This window comes from Rhodanobacter sp. FW021-MT20, from assembly GCF_041107475.1.
Lineage (GTDB): Bacteria > Pseudomonadota > Gammaproteobacteria > Xanthomonadales > Rhodanobacteraceae > Rhodanobacter_A > Rhodanobacter_A glycinis.
The window spans coordinates 40,616-56,279 of the sequence record NZ_JBGBPX010000007.1 but is presented as its reverse complement, the minus strand read 5'-3'; the positions used below and the strand labels follow the sequence as shown (position 1 = coordinate 56,279).

Genomic DNA, 15,664 nt, shown 5'->3' with positions numbered 1-15,664 from the left:
GAGGCCCGCCGAACGTATCATGTAGTAACGCCTGCAGCGAGATACACGTCCCGTGAATAAAGAATCCCATGATCCGAGAGACCATCGCCACTTACGTCGTACCGTGCTCATCGTGGCGTTGCTCAACCTCGCTTACTTCGGGGTCGAGTTTGCCGTTGCCTTGCACATTGGCTCCGTTTCTCTGTTCGCCGACAGCGTCGACTTTCTGGAAGACGCGTCGGTCAACCTGCTGATCTGGGCAGCCTTCGCGTGGTCGCTCAAAGCACGAGCCCGAGTCGGGATGGGGCTGGCCGGCATTCTGCTCATCCCTGCACTCGCCACACTCTGGACGGCATGGAGCAAATTCCAGGCGCCGCTCCCGCCGGCGCCAATCCCCTTGTCGATCACAGCGCTAGGTGCGCTCGTTATCAATCTCTCCTGCGCGCTGATGCTCGTGCGTTACCGCGCCCATCGAGGAAGCTTGACGCGTGCCGCCTTCCTATCAGCTCGCAACGACACCTTGGCGAATGTCGCCATGATCGTCGCCGCTCTCGTGACAGCTTTGTATCCCTCGGCCTGGCCTGATCTTGTCGTGGGCCTTGGCATCATGGCGTTGAATGCCGACGCCGCGCGTGAAGTGTGGCGCGCAGCCAGAGACGAACACCGCATCGCTGTTGCCGCAGAATGCTGACGAAGGTACGGCGTCACCAAATGATGCCCGCTGCCCGGCGAATGACCTCACCGGAGACCCACCCAATCATGCGAATACTCGTTGCCGAAGATGAGGCCAAAGCCCGGCGCTACCTGGCTCGAGGCCTGGGAGAACAGGGCTACTCGGTCGAACTCGCCGAGGATGGCAACGTGGCGTTGACACTGCTGCGCGAGCACGCCTTCGACGCGGCGGTGCTGGACGTAATGCTGCCGGGCCGCGATGGCTGGAGCATCGTGCAGACCATGCGCAGCGAGGCGATTCACACCCCGGTGCTGTTTCTCACCGCACGCGATCACGTGGAAGATCGCGTACGCGGTTTTGAGATCGGTGCCAACGACTACCTGGTGAAGCCTTTCGCGTTTGCCGAGCTGCTGGCGCGGCTGCGCAACCTGCTACGGCGGGACGAGTCGACGGGCGACGTGGCGTTGCTGCGCGTGGGGCCACTTCTGATCGATGCGCTGCGTCACCAGGTTACCCGGGACAGCCAGCCACTGCAGCTCACGCCGAAGGAATATGCCCTGCTGCTGTTGCTGGCCCGCCATCGTGGGCGGGTGCTCTCGCGCACGTTGATTGCCGAGAGCGTGTGGGGCATTTGCTTTGAATCGCAAACGAACGTGGTCGACGTGGTGATCCGGCGTTTACGCAGCAAACTGGATGCGCCGTTTGCCGCACCGCTGCTGCACACGGTGCGCGGTGTCGGTTACATGCTGGATAGCCATGACGATTGAGCTGCCGTGGCGGCGGCGCTCAATCGGCGCGCGGCTGAGCCTGCTCTATACGCTCGCGGCGCTGACCGCGGTGGCCCTGTTTGCCGGCATCACGGATTGGCGGCTGTCGACCAACTTCGATGCCGAGCATCTTCGCTTCGTGCAGGCCAAGGTAGCTGAGTTGCAGGTGGATCTGCGCGAAGCCGGGGGCAATCCCCAAGCGTTGCTGGGCGAGATCGTGAAGGAAACCGAGGGCTCGCGGCTGCGCCAGTACGAGGCCCGTGTACTGACCCATGGCAGCCAGGTGGGCGAGACGCCGGGCATGACCCGTGAGCTGCCCGGCGCGATATTCCCTCCCGCCGTTGATGGCCTGCCGGCAGCGCCGTTGCGGCTGCATCGCGTAGGCCAGCGCATCTACATGCTGGCGACGGTGCGGCTGGCCAGCGTCAACGACGACACAGCGCCGGTGCTGCAACTGGCGATGGACGTGACCCGCGATGCGGCGCTGCAGAGCAGCCTGCGTCGTGCACTGGCGCTGGCGTTTTTGCTGCTGGTGCCACTGCTGGCGTTCACCGGGCGCTGGGTCGCGGCGCAGGGGCTGGCACCGCTCACGCGCATCGCTGGCGCCGCGCGCTCGATTACGCCAGCCGACCTCTCGGCTCGATTGCCGCTGACGCCACCGTGGCCGGACGAGTTGCACGACCTAGTGCACGTCTTCAACGCGATGCTGGCACGGATCGAGGAGGCGTTTGCGCGTCTGTCGCGCTTTTCGGTGGATCTGGCGCACGAGCTGCGCACGCCGCTGGCCAACCTCAGTGGCGAACTGGAGGTGTGTCTGATGCGCCCGCGTGAGGCGGTGGATTACCGAGCGGCGCTGGAGTCCGGCCTGGAAGAATGCCGGCGGCTCAACGTGCTGATCGAGAACCTGCTGTTCATGGCGCGCGCCGAGCACGCCGAGCAGGCACTGCGCTGCGAGCGGTTCGATATGGCGCAGGCTTGCGCCTGGGTGATCGCCCAGCATGCGCCCGGCGCGGACGCACGCGGCATCCGCATCCGGCTGGATAGCACCGCCACACTGACGGCCGATTCGCTGTTGCTGAGGCAGGCGTTGGCGAACCTGCTGAGCAATGCGATCCGCCATTCATGCAACGGTGGCGAGGTGCGGATCACCTTGCAAGAAGTGGCTGACGGCGTGGACATTCGCGTGCAGGACGACGGCGAAGGTATCGAGGCGGCGCACCTGGCGCACCTGTTCGACCGCTTTTACCAGGTGGACGCGGCGCGCCGACGCGGCATCGGCCAGGGCACCGGTTTGGGACTGTCCATCGTCAAGACGATCGTCGAGCTGCATCAAGGCACAGTGCGCGTCGAAAGCGTGCGCGGCCGCGGCACCACGGTGAGCATGCATGTGCCGTCGGGCCTGTCGTCACCGCCACTGGATTCGCTCAAGGCAGAATCATTCAAACATGAAGCCTGACCGGGCCCATGTCGCGCATTGCGCGTTTGCTTGATCGTGCGCGAATGGCGGCATGTGTCTGCCAAACAGCCGCGCGTCGAATGACAGAATTGACATCCAACCGAGCGCGGTTCATCACGAACCGCCGACTATGCTCGGGGGATGAAAAGACCTGCGCCCAACGCTGCCACCGTGCCCGCAGCGAATTCCCGAGGTGGTTCACGTGCCGGTGTCATACGCACCGCAGTCAGTGCGTTGCTGGCGCTGAGCGTTGCAGGTTGTGCGGCGGTATCCCATGCGCCGGCCCCCGACCTGCAACGCCAGGCGCAGACGCTGGGGGCGCGCCGGCTGGATGATCCGGGCCTGGTTGCCGCCGAGGCGCGGTTGCATCTGCCCACCTCCGCTCATGCGGCATGGACGCCGGATCGCATCACCGTGGCGGCCTGGTACTTCGACCCCGCCCTGGCGCAGGCGCGTGCCGGTGCGCGGCGCGCCGAGGCCGACGCTGCGCTGGCCGCCCAGCGCGCCAATCCCACCCTGCAGCTGAGCCCGGAAAAAGTCTTCAGCGGCGCCGATGTCGCTTCGCCCTGGACGATCGGTGCAGCACTACTGCTGCCGCTGCTACACCCCGGGGAGTCGGCCGCGCGCCGCGACATCGCCGCCGCCGACACCGAACAGGCCCGCGATCAAGCGGCGCTGGCGGTCTGGCAGAGTCGCTCGCGCGCCATGGCTGCGCTGCGTGAGGTGCTGCTGACGCGCCGTGCGCAGGCGTTGGCATTGACTGTCGCCAGCGCCCAGGCCGGCTATCACGACAGTGTGAGGCGGCGTGTGGCTGCCGGTGCCAGTGGCCGCGATGCCGAGTTGGTGGCGGAACTCGATGCACAGCGTGCAGCGGCCGATCTGGCCGACCGCACAGCCCAACGCAGTGCGGCGGACCATGCGCTGGCCGGTGCGATCGGCGTGCCGTGGTCGGCGCTAGGCGGCGTGCCGCTGGACTGGCCGCAGTGGGATACACCGCCTCCGCCGACAGCCCTGCCCGTGGGGGCGCTGGCCCAGGAGGCCGCCTGGAACCGACTCGACCTGGCCGCGCTGCTGGCGCAATACCGGGCCAGCGCTGCGCGGCTGCGCATGGCCGCCGGCACGCGTTACCCGACCACCTCAGTGGCGCCGGGCTACATCTACGACCAGGGTCAGCGCAAGTTCGCTTTCGGCATCAACGTCGAGCTACCGCTGTTCCACGGTGCCGGCGCACGCATCCGCGCCGCCGCCGCGGCGCGCGACGAGGCCGCCGCCGCGGTGCAGGCGCGGCAAGCAGAGATTCTCAACGCGCTCGATGCCGCCCGCGCCGACTATGCCGCACGCTATGCCGCCTGGCAGCGCATGCTCGACGTGGCCGCTGCTGCCCGCCAGACCGCTACGCGTGCCCGCATCCAGCGTCGTGCCGGGCAGATTGATCGCGGTCGCGAAACGATCGCCGAGGTGGCCGCAACGCATGCCGAACTGGCCTCCACCGATGCACTGGGCGCCACGCTGAAGTCACTCGGCCGGCTGGAAGACGTGTTGCAGCGCCCGCTGTGGCCAATCTCCGCGCTGGCGCCCCCTTCGGCGGCGAATCCGCTGCCATCCTCCTCACTGACCGAGACCGCCCATGCGCATTGATTCCGGTTGGGGTCGCGTCGCTCTCGTCAGCGCCTGCGCGGTGGCGCTGGCACTGCATATGCCATCCCTGTATGCCACCACCGACACCAGCGGCGGCGTGACGCTGCCCGCAGCGAGCGTCAACGCCAGTGGCATCACCACCGTCGCCCTGCAGGCGACCAAACAGACCACTCAGGCGCAGGCCACCGCCAGCGTGTTGGATCCGCAGCCGCTGCTGGCGCTGGCGGTACAGTTGCAGGCCGCGCACGCGAATGCGATGGCCGCCGCCGTCGCCGCCCACAGCGCCCATGCCGAGGCGAAACGCTCGGCAGCGCTCTATCACGATGGTGAAAATACCTCGCTGCAGCAGGTGCAGGCGGCTGAGGCTGCGGCCGCACAGGCGCAAGCACAGCAGCGGATCGCGCAGGCACAGGAAGCGGCCGCGCGCAGCAGCGCGCGGGCACAGTGGGGAGCGTCCCTGGCCTCGCTGGCGGCGCGCGGACCGTTGGCGCTGAAGGTCTATGCGGACGGTCACAGCGCGCTGCTGGCCGTGGTCTTGCCGGCGGGTTCACCGGCACCGACCGGCGACAGCATCGAGATGTCGCTGCCTGATCGCGGCCCACTGTCGGCCCACCTGATCGGCGCCTCACCGCGCGCCGACCCGGTGGTTCAGGGCGCAACCTTCTTCTACCGCGCCGACGGCACCGGCCTGCGTACGGATCAACGGCTGACTGTCACGGTGCCGCTGGGCGGCGCCGCGCAGAGCGGCGTGACGGTACCGGCGATGGCGGTGATCTGGTACGCCGGGCAGCCGTGGGTCTATGTCGAAACCGCCGCGGGTCACTATCAACGGCGCCCGTTGCGAGTGGATGCGCGCGACGCCAGCGGCTGGTTCGAGGCGAGCGGTTTTCGCGCTGGCGAGCGGGTGGTGGTGCGCGGCGGCGAGTTGCTGATCTCGCAGGAGCTGCTGCCGCCGCCCGGCGTGAAGCCCGCCGGAGGCGACGACGATGACGGCTGAGACCCGCTTGGCCGCGGCCATCAGTCCTGCATCGCGCCGCGCTGTTGCGGCCCTCTCGATTCATCCGGCAGTGGACGTCCGCTGCGCTGCAGGCGCCCACCCATGTTGAATGCGATTGTCGGTTTTGCGGTGCGTCTGCGTGGGGTCATGATCGCGCTGGCGGTGCTGGCCACGGCCTATGGCGTGCTCGCGTTGGGTCGCAGTCGGCTGGACGTGTTTCCGGAATTTGCACCGCCGCAGGCGATCGTGCAGACCGAGGTGCCGGGCTTCGCGCCCAGCCAGGTCGAGACGCTGGTAACGCAGCCGCTGGAAAACGCGCTGGCTGGCGCTGGTGAACTGACCAGCATGCGCTCCAAGTCGCTGCAGGGTCTGTCGATGATCACCCTGACGTTTCGCAACGGCAGCGATCTGCAACGCGTGCGCCAGACCGTGAGCGAGCGGTTGCAGCGGGTGGCCAGCACGCTGCCCACCGGTGCGCACACGCCGGTGCTGCTGCCGCTGTCGTCGTCATCCGGCATCGTGCTGACGATCGGCGTGACCTCGAACAAGCTGGATGCGTTGCAGCTGCGCACGCTGGCCGACTGGACGCTGAAGCCGCAGTTGCTGTCGGTGCCCGGCGTATCCGATGTCAGCGTTTTCGGTGGTGACCAGCGCCAGTTGCAGATCCAGGTGCATCCGCAGGCACTGGCACGCTACGGCCTGTCGATGCCGCAGGTGATGGCGGCGGCACGTCGTGCCACCGGCCAGGCCGGTGGTGGCTTCGTCGAGAACGCCAGCCAGCGCATCGTGCTGGCACCCACCGGGCTGGCCACCACGCCGGCGCAGATCGCCGAGGTGGCCCTGAAGGCGCATGACGGCGGCGTGCTGCGGCTGGGCGACGTGGCCACGGTGAGCAACGCCGCGGCGCCGGCGGCCGGGGCGGCCTCCATCGTGGGCAAGCCCGGCGTGGTGCTGGTGATCGCCGAGCAGTACGGCGCTGACACTGTGCGCCTGACCCAGGCGCTGGATGCGCGGCTGCAATCCTTGAAGCCGGCGCTCACCGCGCAGCACGTAGCGCTGTACCCCGCGCTGTTCCGGCCGGCCAACTTCATCGACGCGGCGGTCGGCCACCTGCGCGATGCGCTGCTGATCGGCGCGGCGCTGGTCCTGCTGGTGCTGTTCCTGTTCCTGCGCAATGCGCGGGCGGCGCTGATCTCGGCAGTGGCCATTCCGCTGTCGCTGCTGGCGGCCGTGGTGGTGCTGGAGCACTTCGGGCTGGGGCTGAACACGATGACCCTTGGCGGCTTGGCGATCGCCATCGGCGAAGTGGTGGACGACGCCATCATCGACGTGGAAAACATTGTGCGCCGGCTGCGCCTGAACCGGCTCGAAGCCGCGCCGCTGCCCGCCGCGCAGGTGGTGCTGGCGGCCTCGCTGGAGGTGCGCGGCGCGGTGATCTACGCCACCTTCATCGTGGCGCTGGTGTTCGTGCCGGTGATCACGCTATCCGGCGTGGCCGGCAGCCTGTTCGCGCCGCTGGGCATCGCCTACATCGCCGCGATCATGGCCTCGCTGGTAGTGGCGCTGACGGTGACGCCAGCGCTGGCGCTGACCCTGTTGCGTGGCACCGACGACGCGCCCGAGCCGGCGCTGCAGCAGCGCATCAAGCAGCGCTACGCCAGCCTGCTGGCACGCGTCGAACGGCATCCGCGCGCGCTGCCGATCGGGGTGGCGGTGGTTTGTGTGGTGGCGCTAGCGGTGTTGCCGTTCCTGCAAGGCAGCTTCCTGCCGCAGTTGCGCGAAGGCCACTACATCGTGCACATGCGGCTGGCGCCCGGCGCTTCGCTACAAGCCTCACAGGATCTGGGTGAGCGTGTCAGCCAGGCGCTGCTGGCGGTGCCGGGCGTGCGCTCGGTGGCGCAACGTACTGGCCGCAGCGCACGCGTGGTCGACCCTTCGCCGATCTTCGCCACCGAATTCGAGGTGGATCTGAAGCCGCTTTCCGGTTCCGGCCAGCAGCGTGCGCTCAACGGCATTCAGCAGGCACTGAAACCGTTCGTGGGCGGCGCGTTTTCGGTCAATACCTTTCTGACCGAACGCATCCACGAAACCCTGTCCGGCTACACCGCGCCGGTGGTGGTGAAGATCTATGGCAACCAGCTCGATCAGCTCGACCGCTTGGCGCAGCAGTCGGCCACGGTACTGTCCCGCCTGCCAGGCGCCGCGAACGTGCAGGTGCAGGCGGCGCAGGGCGAGCCACAGCTGTCGATCCGTCTGCGCCAGGACGTGCTGTCGCGCGACGGCATCGCCCCAGCCGATGTGCTCGACACCCTGCAGGCCGCGTACGCCGGCACGCGGGTGGGCCAGGTGCTGGACGGCAACCGTGTGTTCGACGTCGAGGTAATCCTTCCGCCATCGCTGCGACTGGATCCGGCCAGTGTGGGGGCACTCCCGATCAGTGCACCCGACGGGCGCCAGTGGCCGCTGTCGGCACTGACCGATCTGACGATGAGCCAGGGGCGCGTGATGGTGCTGCACGAAGACGGCCAACGCGTGCAGGTGGTCACGGTGAATCTGCGCGGGGCCAACGCCGCGACGTTCACGCGCCAGGCGCAGCAGGCGCTGGCGCATGACATCACGTGGCCACCCGGCACCTATCCAGTGTTCGGCGGCGATGCGGCCGCGCAGTCGGCGGCGACCAACCAGTTGCTGGCGCACGCCGCGCTGGCGCTGGCCGGGGTGATTGTGCTGCTCTATCTGGCCCTGCGCAGCCTGCGTTCGGTGACGCTGGTGCTGGTCAATCTGCCGTTCGCGCTGGTCGGCGGCGTGGCGGTAGCGCTGCTGATGGGTGGCACGCTGAGCTTGGGCGGACTGGTCGGTTTCGTCACCCTGTTCGGCATCAGCGTGCGCAACTCGATCATGTTGGTGTCGCACTACCGCCATCTGGTTGAGGTCGAAGGCCTGCCATGGAACATGGACACCGCGCAACGCGGCGCCGCCGAGCGGCTAGTGCCGATTCTGATGACGGCGCTGGTGACCGCACTCGGGCTGTTGCCGCTGGCCCTCACGGCCGGCGCGCCGGGCAACGAGATCGAGGGCGCGATGGCCGCGGTGATCTTGGGCGGACTGCTGACCTCGACAATCCTCAACCTGCTGGTGCTGCCGGTGATGGCCGTACGCTGGCTCCATTTTGCCCCAGCGACGCCGTGAGGCAGACGTGCGCGTTGGCGGTTGCGCGTTCAGCTCGATTTGGTGGCGTTTCGACGCGTGGACTTACAAACTTCGCTGTGAACAAGCCTTCTACGGAAGAAAATCCCTATGCCTGTCAGCTATGTCACCGAGGAGCAGCGCGACAGCTATGGCCGATACAACGGCGAACCGTCTAGCGACGAGCTGGCACGCTATTTCCATCTCGACGATGCTGACCGCGCGTACATCGCGCGCAAGCGCGGCCATGCCAATCGCTTGGGCATCGCGCTGCAGCTTACGACACTCCGATACCTGGGAACATTCCTCGACGATCCGCTGGATCTGCCGCCACTGGTGCTATCCATCGTTGCTAGACAGTTGGGTATTACGGACACAGATCCCTCTCTCGATGACTACCGGACTGGTGAACTCAGGTGGGATCATCAGCGCGATATTTGTCGTCAGTATGGCTTCGTCGAAATCACCAAACCGCCCATCGGCTTTCGGTTGGGGCGCTGGCTGTATGCGTTGTGCTGGACGGGAACGGAGCGGCCCAGCGCTCTATTCGAGCGAGCCACAACATGGCTCCTGACGCACAAGGTACTGCTCCCCGGTCGCAGCACGCTCGAACGATTTGTCGCGAGTATAAAAAGTCGCGCCGAAGAGCGTCTATGGCGCCGTCTGGGTACCCGGCTCTCGGATGCGCAGCATGAGCGTCTGGAACAGTTGCTGGCCGTGCCGACTGGCAGCCGCTATTCGCTTCTGGATCAATTGCGCTCAGGCCCCACCCGAGTCAGTGGCCCATCGCTCATTCAAACGCTGATGCGGCTTCGGGAGGTTCGGGAGCTCGGGATCGACCTACCCACCGTGTCGCATCTTCCGGCTAGTCGCGTCACAGCGCTGGCCCGCTTTGCGGGGGCCGCCAAAGCCAGCGCGGTGAGCCGCTTGCCCGAAGTACGTCGCCTCGCGACCCTTGTGGCATTCGTGCACTGCCTGGAAGCCACCGCACATGATGACGCCGTCGAAGTCCTTGAGATGCTGCTGCGGGATGTCTTTGCCACGGCACGAAAGGAAGACCGGAAAACGCGCTTGCGCACGCTGAAAGACCTCGATCGTGCAGCCACACTGCTGGCTGATGCCTGCCAAGTGGTGTTGGATACCTCGCTCCCTGACAAGACGCTGCGCAAGACCTTGTTCGCCAAGGTGCCTCGCGACATCCTCGCCCAGGCCCTTCAGGAAGTGAGTAACCTGGTGCGACCACCCGACGATGTCTTTTACAGCGAGCTGAGTGAGCGCTATCGGCGCATCCGTCGCTTTCTACCCTTTGTCTTGGAGAACCTGCGCTTTGGGGCGAGCCCCGCAGGTGAGGCCGTGGTCGCCGCCTATGAATGGCTTCGCTCGCACCCCGGGCGATTCAAGGCCGACGATGATGTCCCGCGCGATGTCATTCGCAAGCGCTGGCAGCGCTACGCGATTCGCGACGACGACACCATCGATCACCGTGCTTACACTTTCTGCGTGCTCGATGAATTGCATACATCATTGCGCCGACGCGATGTGTTCGTCACACCCAGTTGGAAGTATGCCGACCCGCGTGCAGGCTTGTTGAGCGGCAACGAGTGGGAGACAGCGCGCCCTATCATTTGCCGCACGCTCAGCTTGTCTCCGACGCCCTCATCGGCACTGGTCGCGATCACCAAAGAACTGGACGATACCTATCGCGCAGTAGTGTCCCGACTCCCGGACAATCCTGCGGTACGCTTCGAAGGCGAGAACGATCTGGTCGTCAGCTCCCTCGACAAGCTCGAAGAACCAGCGTCTTTGCTGGCCTTGCGTGCTGCGGTTAATGAGCGTCTGCCACGCGTGGACATTGAAGAGGTATTGCTGGAGATTGCGGCCCGTACCGGTTTCACCGATGCGTTCACCCATCTCACCGAGCGGTCTGCTCGTGCTGCGGATCTTCCGATTAGCCTCTGTGCCGTACTGCTGGCTGAGGCGAGCAACACGGGCTTCGAACCCCTCGTTCGTGCTGACATCGCCGCCCTGAAACGATCACGTCTGTCGTGGGTCGACCAAAACTACCTCCGCAACGACACCCTGGTCTCGGCAAATGCCATCCTGGTGGCGGCCCAGAACCGGTCGGCGCTGGCCCATCAGTGGGGCGGTGGCGACGTGGCGTCAGCCGACGGCATGCGTTTCGTCGTTCCCGTGCGTACCGTGCATGCGGCCCCCAATCCGAAGTATTTTGGCCGGGAACGCGGCATCACTTGGTATAACCTGATCTCCGACCAGTTCAGCGGCCTCAATCACATCGCCGTACCGGGCACGCTGCGCGACAGCTTGATCTTGCTGGGCGTGGTGCTCGAACAGCCTACCGAATTGCAGCCAACCCAAATCATGACCGACACCGGCGCGTACAGCGACGTGGTGTTCGGGTTGTTCCGACTCCTGGGGTACCGGTTCTGTCCTCGATTGGCTGACGTCGGCGGCACGCGATTCTGGCGCATCGATCCCGAAGCCGATTACGGCGCCCTTAATGCCGTTGCCCGCCAGCGGGTGAAATTGTCATTGATCGAGGAGCAGTGGGACGACATCCTGCGACTGGTGGGCTCGCTGAAACTGGGTCGTGTGCCGGCCAACGGCATCATGCGAACCTTGCAGATCGGCGACCGTCCGACCCGTCTGGCCCAGGCCTTGGCTGAGTTCGGAAGGATCGAAAAGACCCTGCACACGCTGACCTATATCGATGATGAAGCAAAGCGACGTAGCACGTTGACCCAACTCAACCGTGGCGAAGGGCGCCACAGTGTGGCGCGCGCCATTTTTCACGGGAAACGCGGCGAACTACGGCAGCGCTACCAAGAAGGTCAGGAAGATCAACTGGGCGCGCTCGGCCTAGTGCTCAACATCGTTGTCTTGTGGAACACCATCTATATGGAGGCTGCATTGGAACAGTTACGTCAAGAAGGTTTTCCCGTGCGCGATGAAGATGTCGCGCGACTCTCGCCGCTTACCCATGACCACATCAACATGCACGGTCGATATTCCTTTGCCGTACCCGAAGCAGTTGCGCGCGGGGAACTGCGCCCGCTACGGGATCCTGATGATAGGGAAGGCGATTGAGAAGGGGCTGCCTCGGGAGGCGCGCTCCGCTATCCATATGGTTTCTATGGATAAATTGACCTTATCCCGGTTTTTCGTTCCATTGCTCCCCAAACCCCTATTTCTTCAAGGATCTGGAACTGCCGCCAGGTCATTTCGCCGTCAACGAGCAGCATCTGCGCTGGCCCAACGAAGCTCACCGCTCGCACCTTTGCCACGCATGCGGTTGTGTCTGGCGGCCCGCCGACGTACCTACGGTTGGCGTCGCCAGCATCGCAACGCGTGGAAAGGCGGACACGTTCGAGCCAACCAGTGTGCGCGTGTTGGATGGGGCATCGCGAATCGCCAGGGAGCGTCGCCGACACCTGAAGGTAGAGGGCTACTCACCTCAATCCGACCTGCAATACCGGAAGCGGGAACTCGCCGATGCTGCCATTGCTTATGCGATGCTCGCCAGAGCCGATGATGTAGATCGCCAACGCGCTAGGAAGGGCTCACACGTTCGCACATTGAGTCGAGACTGGTGGCCGTGGGTTCAATCTGCGTTCAAGCCCGGGCCTGACGACTCGAACGCATCGCGTGTTCGTGAGCTGGAAAAGTCGGGAGCGCTGCTCGCCGCTGAGATCGACCGACTCCTTTCAGCCCCTGCCGGAGACCCCAAAGAATGAGCCGAAGCGGATACGTCGACGACATCGACAACCTTGCCCTCATTAACTGGCGCGGGGCCGTGAAATCAGCCATCCAAGGCAAACGTGGCCAAGCGTTCCTCCGCGCCCTTGTGGACGCTCTGGACGCCATGCCCGAAACGTCTCTCGGCAGGATCGTTCAAGCACGACAACGGTTGCTACTGCACGCTGGGCGTGCTGGGTGCGGCGCGCGGCATCGACATGGCGGGGTTCGATGATTCGGACTATCTGGACACCACGGAAGTCGGCGAAGCCTTCGGCATCGCCGAGGCCATGGCCCGCGAAATCATGTTCCTGAACGACGAAGCCTATTCGTGGGAATGCCGCCAGGCTGCCGACCCGGATGCGCGGCGATGGGAGCTGATGCGCGAGTGGGTTGGAAACCACATCAAGGGTACGCAGTCGTCAACCGTATGACATAGCGTGATTTCCCTCGCAAAAGGCACTTTCTGTATTTACGCGGAAAGTGTTACCGTTATTCTATGTGGCATGGGTTGAAAGACCCGTCCCGCACGGAATACGGAACGAGGAGGTCAGGCAATGGCAGATGGCTTGAGGAGCATCAACAACGCGGACGCGAAACAGCGTGCCGTCGTGACCGATGCCACGGTCGACAGCTTGCTTGCCCTGAACGCCACGGTTTGCGTAGGCGTCAGCGGTGGCAAGGACAGCCAGGCTGTTGCCATCGCGGTTGCGCAGCACCTCGATGCCATCGGTCACCAAGGCGCCCGCGTACTGGTACACGCGGATCTTGGCCGTGTGGAGTGGCGGGATTCCATGGCCGTGTGCCAACGGCTCGCCGAGCACCTCGGCTGGGAGCTGATCGTCGTCCGCCGGCCTGCCGGCGACATGATGGATCGCTGGGAATCACGGTGGGTCAGTCGTTCGCAGGCGTACATCAACCTCGAAACGGTGAAGCTCACCCTGCCCTGGGCGACGCCGGGCATGCGCTTCTGTACGTCGGAGATGAAGGTCGATCCGATCAGCCGCGCACTCCGCAAGCGTTTCCCGACAGGGCCAATCCTTTCCGTGGATGGTGTGCGTGCCCAGGAAAGCCCGGCCCGGGCGAAGAAGACGATCAGCTCAGCCGCCAAGAAACTCACGCGTAAGGAGCATGCAGGCGTCAACTGGCACGCCATCCTCCCCTGGTCGGTCGAGGAGGTGTTCGGCGGCATCGACGCCTCGGGCCTAGCCCCACACGTGGCTTACCGCGGGCATGGCTCCAGTAGGGTGAGTTGTTCGATGTGCATCATGGGCTCGCTTCCCGACCTGACGATTGCAGCAAACCTCGATGAGCACCTGGATACCTACCGAATGCTGGTGGATCTTGAGTGCCGCTCCACTTTTGCATTCCAGGGCAGTCGTTGGCTGGGCGACGTTGCACCTCACCGGCTCACCGCCGATCTACGAGATCGCTTGGCCAGGGCTAAGGCTCAGGCAGTGGAACGCCGTAATCTGGAGGCAATGATTCCGGTCGAACTGCTGTTCGACAAGGAAGGCTGGCCCAGCTTCGTTCCCGACGTGCGGCAGGCAAGCCTGCTTGCCCACGTGCGCCGCCGTGTGGGCGAAGTCGTCGGCTTGCCTATGCGCTTCACTGATGCGGAGGCGATCCGCGATCGCTACCAGGAACTGCTGGATCTCCGTATCGCCAAAGAGGCGAAGAAGGCCGCAAAGAAGAAGGCTGAAAAGAGGGGCAAGTCATGAACATGCCTCAGCAGTCCTCCGCTTCGGCCCAGCTTTCCGAACACCTCCACATCCTGCAGCACTCGCTCGGCGTCGATCGCTATGGCCAGGGCAAGCAGTACCGCAACCACTTCGTCACCGGCAAAGGCTCCAAGGATTTCGACGGCTGTATGGCCTTGGTGGATGCCGGGCTGATGACGCGCAGGCCGGGCAACGCGATCACCGGAGGGGATGACTTCTTTCATGTGACGCCCGAGGGCGTCGATTTCGTGGCCCTGCAGAGCCCAGCGGCACCGAAGCTCACGCGATCGCAGCGCCGCTACCAGGAATGGCTAGACGCCGACTGCGGCTGCAGCTTCGCGGAATGGATCGGCGTTCCACGCAGCGGGAGGCGTTATGGCTGACGGCACGCTCATCGAATGGACGGAAGCCACCTGGAACCCGCTGCGCGGCTGCAGCCGAGCCTCCACGGGATGCTCGAACTGCTATGCCGAGCGCGTCGCTGCGCGATTCGACGGCCCCGGCCAGCCTTACGAGGGCTTGATCCACCCCAGCACCGGCGGCTGGAACGGCACCGTGCGCCTGGTTCCCGAGGTGCTGAACCAGCCCATTCGCTGGCAACGGCCCCGCCGCATCTTCGTGAACTCCATGTCCGATCTGTTCCATGAGTCGGTGTCCGACGAGTGGATCGACACCATCTTCGGGATCATGTGGGCGTGCCTCTACACGCGGCACGAACAGCCTGGCCATGTGTTCCAGATCCTCACCAAGCGGCCGGAGCGCATGCGCGACTACCTGCAGCAGGATCGCAGGCGCCAGTGGGCCGACGCAGCCGTGCGGCACGGAGGTGGAATCGATCCTGATGGGATCTTCGACCAGACCATGGAAGTAGCGCGCCGGGGGCCGCACCCGCGCATCTGGTTGGGCGTGAGCGTGGAGAACCAGGCCGCCGCAGATGAGCGCATTGCGCTGCTCCTGCAGACGCCGGCCGCCCTGCGCTGGCTGTCCTGCGAACCCCTACTCGGCCCGATCGACCTCACCAGCGTCGAGTGGCCCAGGAAAGGCGGCCACCGCGTGGACGTTCTGCGCGGAGGGTACTGGGTGGCGAAAGGCTACCCCGCGTGGGGGCCAAGTGCCGGCCTTGGCGCGAATCGCGGATTCTTCACGAACCACTCGGACATGGAGACCATCGACTGGGTGGTGGTGGGAGGCGAGTCCGGGTCGAAGTCACGCCCCATGCATGCCTACTGGGCGCGCTCACTTCGCGATCAATGCGCCGCTGATGGCGCGAACGTCCCTTACTTCTTCAAGCAATGGGGCGAGTGGGCGCCGGCTGTGGCTGGCATGTGGTTCTACATGCTCGATGAAGGCGCGCCATTTGCCCCACGCGCCGCCGGCAAGGACACCCACGACTTCGGCGACGGCATGGGCGCTGTTCGTCTTGGCAAGAAGCGAGCCGGCCGACTACTCGACGGGCAGCTGCATGACGCATACCCGGAGGTTTGCAATGTCTAG

11 protein-coding genes are annotated in these 15,664 nt (G+C 65.2%); all 11 read left to right on the top strand.

All coding sequences use genetic code 11. The features are described 5' to 3' along the window. Nucleotides 1-52 precede the first annotated feature (52 nt). The 11 genes from AB7849_RS09595 (at nucleotide 53) to AB7849_RS09545 (ending at nucleotide 15,664) form a co-directional block, all read left to right on the top strand. Nucleotides 53-670, top strand: a complete 618-nt coding sequence (locus tag AB7849_RS09595; protein ID WP_369501006.1) for a cation transporter — start codon at nucleotides 53-55, stop codon at nucleotides 668-670. 68 nt (nucleotides 671-738) lie between these two features. Further along, nucleotides 739-1,419, top strand: coding sequence for a heavy metal response regulator transcription factor (locus tag AB7849_RS09590; RefSeq protein ID WP_369501005.1), 681 nt, complete (start codon nucleotides 739-741; stop codon nucleotides 1,417-1,419). Beyond that, nucleotides 1,409-2,875 (top strand): heavy metal sensor histidine kinase, encoded by a 1,467-nt coding sequence (locus tag AB7849_RS09585; protein ID WP_369501004.1) that lies wholly within the window; start codon nucleotides 1,409-1,411, stop codon nucleotides 2,873-2,875. Before AB7849_RS09590 ends, AB7849_RS09585 begins: the two co-directional genes overlap by 11 nt. 141 nt (nucleotides 2,876-3,016) lie before the next feature. After that, nucleotides 3,017-4,513: a TolC family protein gene (locus AB7849_RS09580; protein ID WP_369501003.1), complete on the top strand. Its 1,497-nt coding sequence runs from the start codon at nucleotides 3,017-3,019 to the stop codon at nucleotides 4,511-4,513. Continuing rightward, a complete protein-coding gene (locus AB7849_RS09575; protein ID WP_369501002.1) occupies nucleotides 4,503-5,510 on the top strand; it encodes a hypothetical protein in 1,008 nt (335 codons plus the stop codon). Before AB7849_RS09580 ends, AB7849_RS09575 begins: the two co-directional genes overlap by 11 nt. A gap of 102 nt (nucleotides 5,511-5,612) precedes the next feature. Continuing rightward, nucleotides 5,613-8,699, top strand: a complete 3,087-nt coding sequence (locus AB7849_RS09570; protein ID WP_369501001.1) for an efflux RND transporter permease subunit — start codon at nucleotides 5,613-5,615, stop codon at nucleotides 8,697-8,699. Between the two features lie 108 nt (nucleotides 8,700-8,807). Further along, a complete protein-coding gene (locus tag AB7849_RS09565) occupies nucleotides 8,808-11,801 on the top strand; it encodes a Tn3 family transposase (protein WP_369492417.1) in 2,994 nt (997 codons plus the stop codon). A gap of 731 nt (nucleotides 11,802-12,532) precedes the next feature. Further along, a complete protein-coding gene (locus AB7849_RS09560) occupies nucleotides 12,533-12,883 on the top strand; it encodes a hypothetical protein (protein ID WP_369501000.1) in 351 nt (116 codons plus the stop codon). 123 nt (nucleotides 12,884-13,006) lie between these two features. Next, nucleotides 13,007-14,170: a phosphoadenosine phosphosulfate reductase domain-containing protein gene (locus tag AB7849_RS09555; RefSeq protein ID WP_369500999.1), complete on the top strand. Its 1,164-nt coding sequence runs from the start codon at nucleotides 13,007-13,009 to the stop codon at nucleotides 14,168-14,170. Further along, the gene (locus AB7849_RS09550) at nucleotides 14,167-14,553 is read left to right on the top strand and encodes a hypothetical protein (protein ID WP_369500998.1); all 387 of its coding nucleotides are present in this window, start codon (nucleotides 14,167-14,169) and stop codon (nucleotides 14,551-14,553) included. Before AB7849_RS09555 ends, AB7849_RS09550 begins: the two co-directional genes overlap by 4 nt. After that, nucleotides 14,546-15,664 (top strand): DUF5131 family protein, encoded by a 1,119-nt coding sequence (locus tag AB7849_RS09545; RefSeq protein ID WP_369500997.1) that lies wholly within the window; start codon nucleotides 14,546-14,548, stop codon nucleotides 15,662-15,664. The genes AB7849_RS09550 and AB7849_RS09545 overlap by 8 nt, the downstream gene beginning before the upstream one ends.

Bases quoted from the DNA above. Each gene is read 5' to 3' on its own strand.
- AB7849_RS09575 (WP_369501002.1), top strand. From the start codon at position 4,503: ATGCGCATTGATTCCGGTTGGGGTCGCGTCGCTCTCGTCAGCGCCTGC.
- AB7849_RS09590 (WP_369501005.1), top strand. From the start codon at position 739: ATGCGAATACTCGTTGCCGAAGATGAGGCCAAAGCCCGGCGCTACCTG.
- AB7849_RS09550 (WP_369500998.1), top strand. From the start codon at position 14,167: ATGAACATGCCTCAGCAGTCCTCCGCTTCGGCCCAGCTTTCCGAACAC.
- AB7849_RS09565 (WP_369492417.1), top strand. From the start codon at position 8,808: ATGCCTGTCAGCTATGTCACCGAGGAGCAGCGCGACAGCTATGGCCGA.
- AB7849_RS09580 (WP_369501003.1), top strand. From the start codon at position 3,017: ATGAAAAGACCTGCGCCCAACGCTGCCACCGTGCCCGCAGCGAATTCC.
- AB7849_RS09585 (WP_369501004.1), top strand. From the start codon at position 1,409: ATGACGATTGAGCTGCCGTGGCGGCGGCGCTCAATCGGCGCGCGGCTG.
- AB7849_RS09570 (WP_369501001.1), top strand. From the start codon at position 5,613: ATGTTGAATGCGATTGTCGGTTTTGCGGTGCGTCTGCGTGGGGTCATG.
- AB7849_RS09555 (WP_369500999.1), top strand. From the start codon at position 13,007: ATGGCAGATGGCTTGAGGAGCATCAACAACGCGGACGCGAAACAGCGT.
- AB7849_RS09545 (WP_369500997.1), top strand. From the start codon at position 14,546: ATGGCTGACGGCACGCTCATCGAATGGACGGAAGCCACCTGGAACCCG.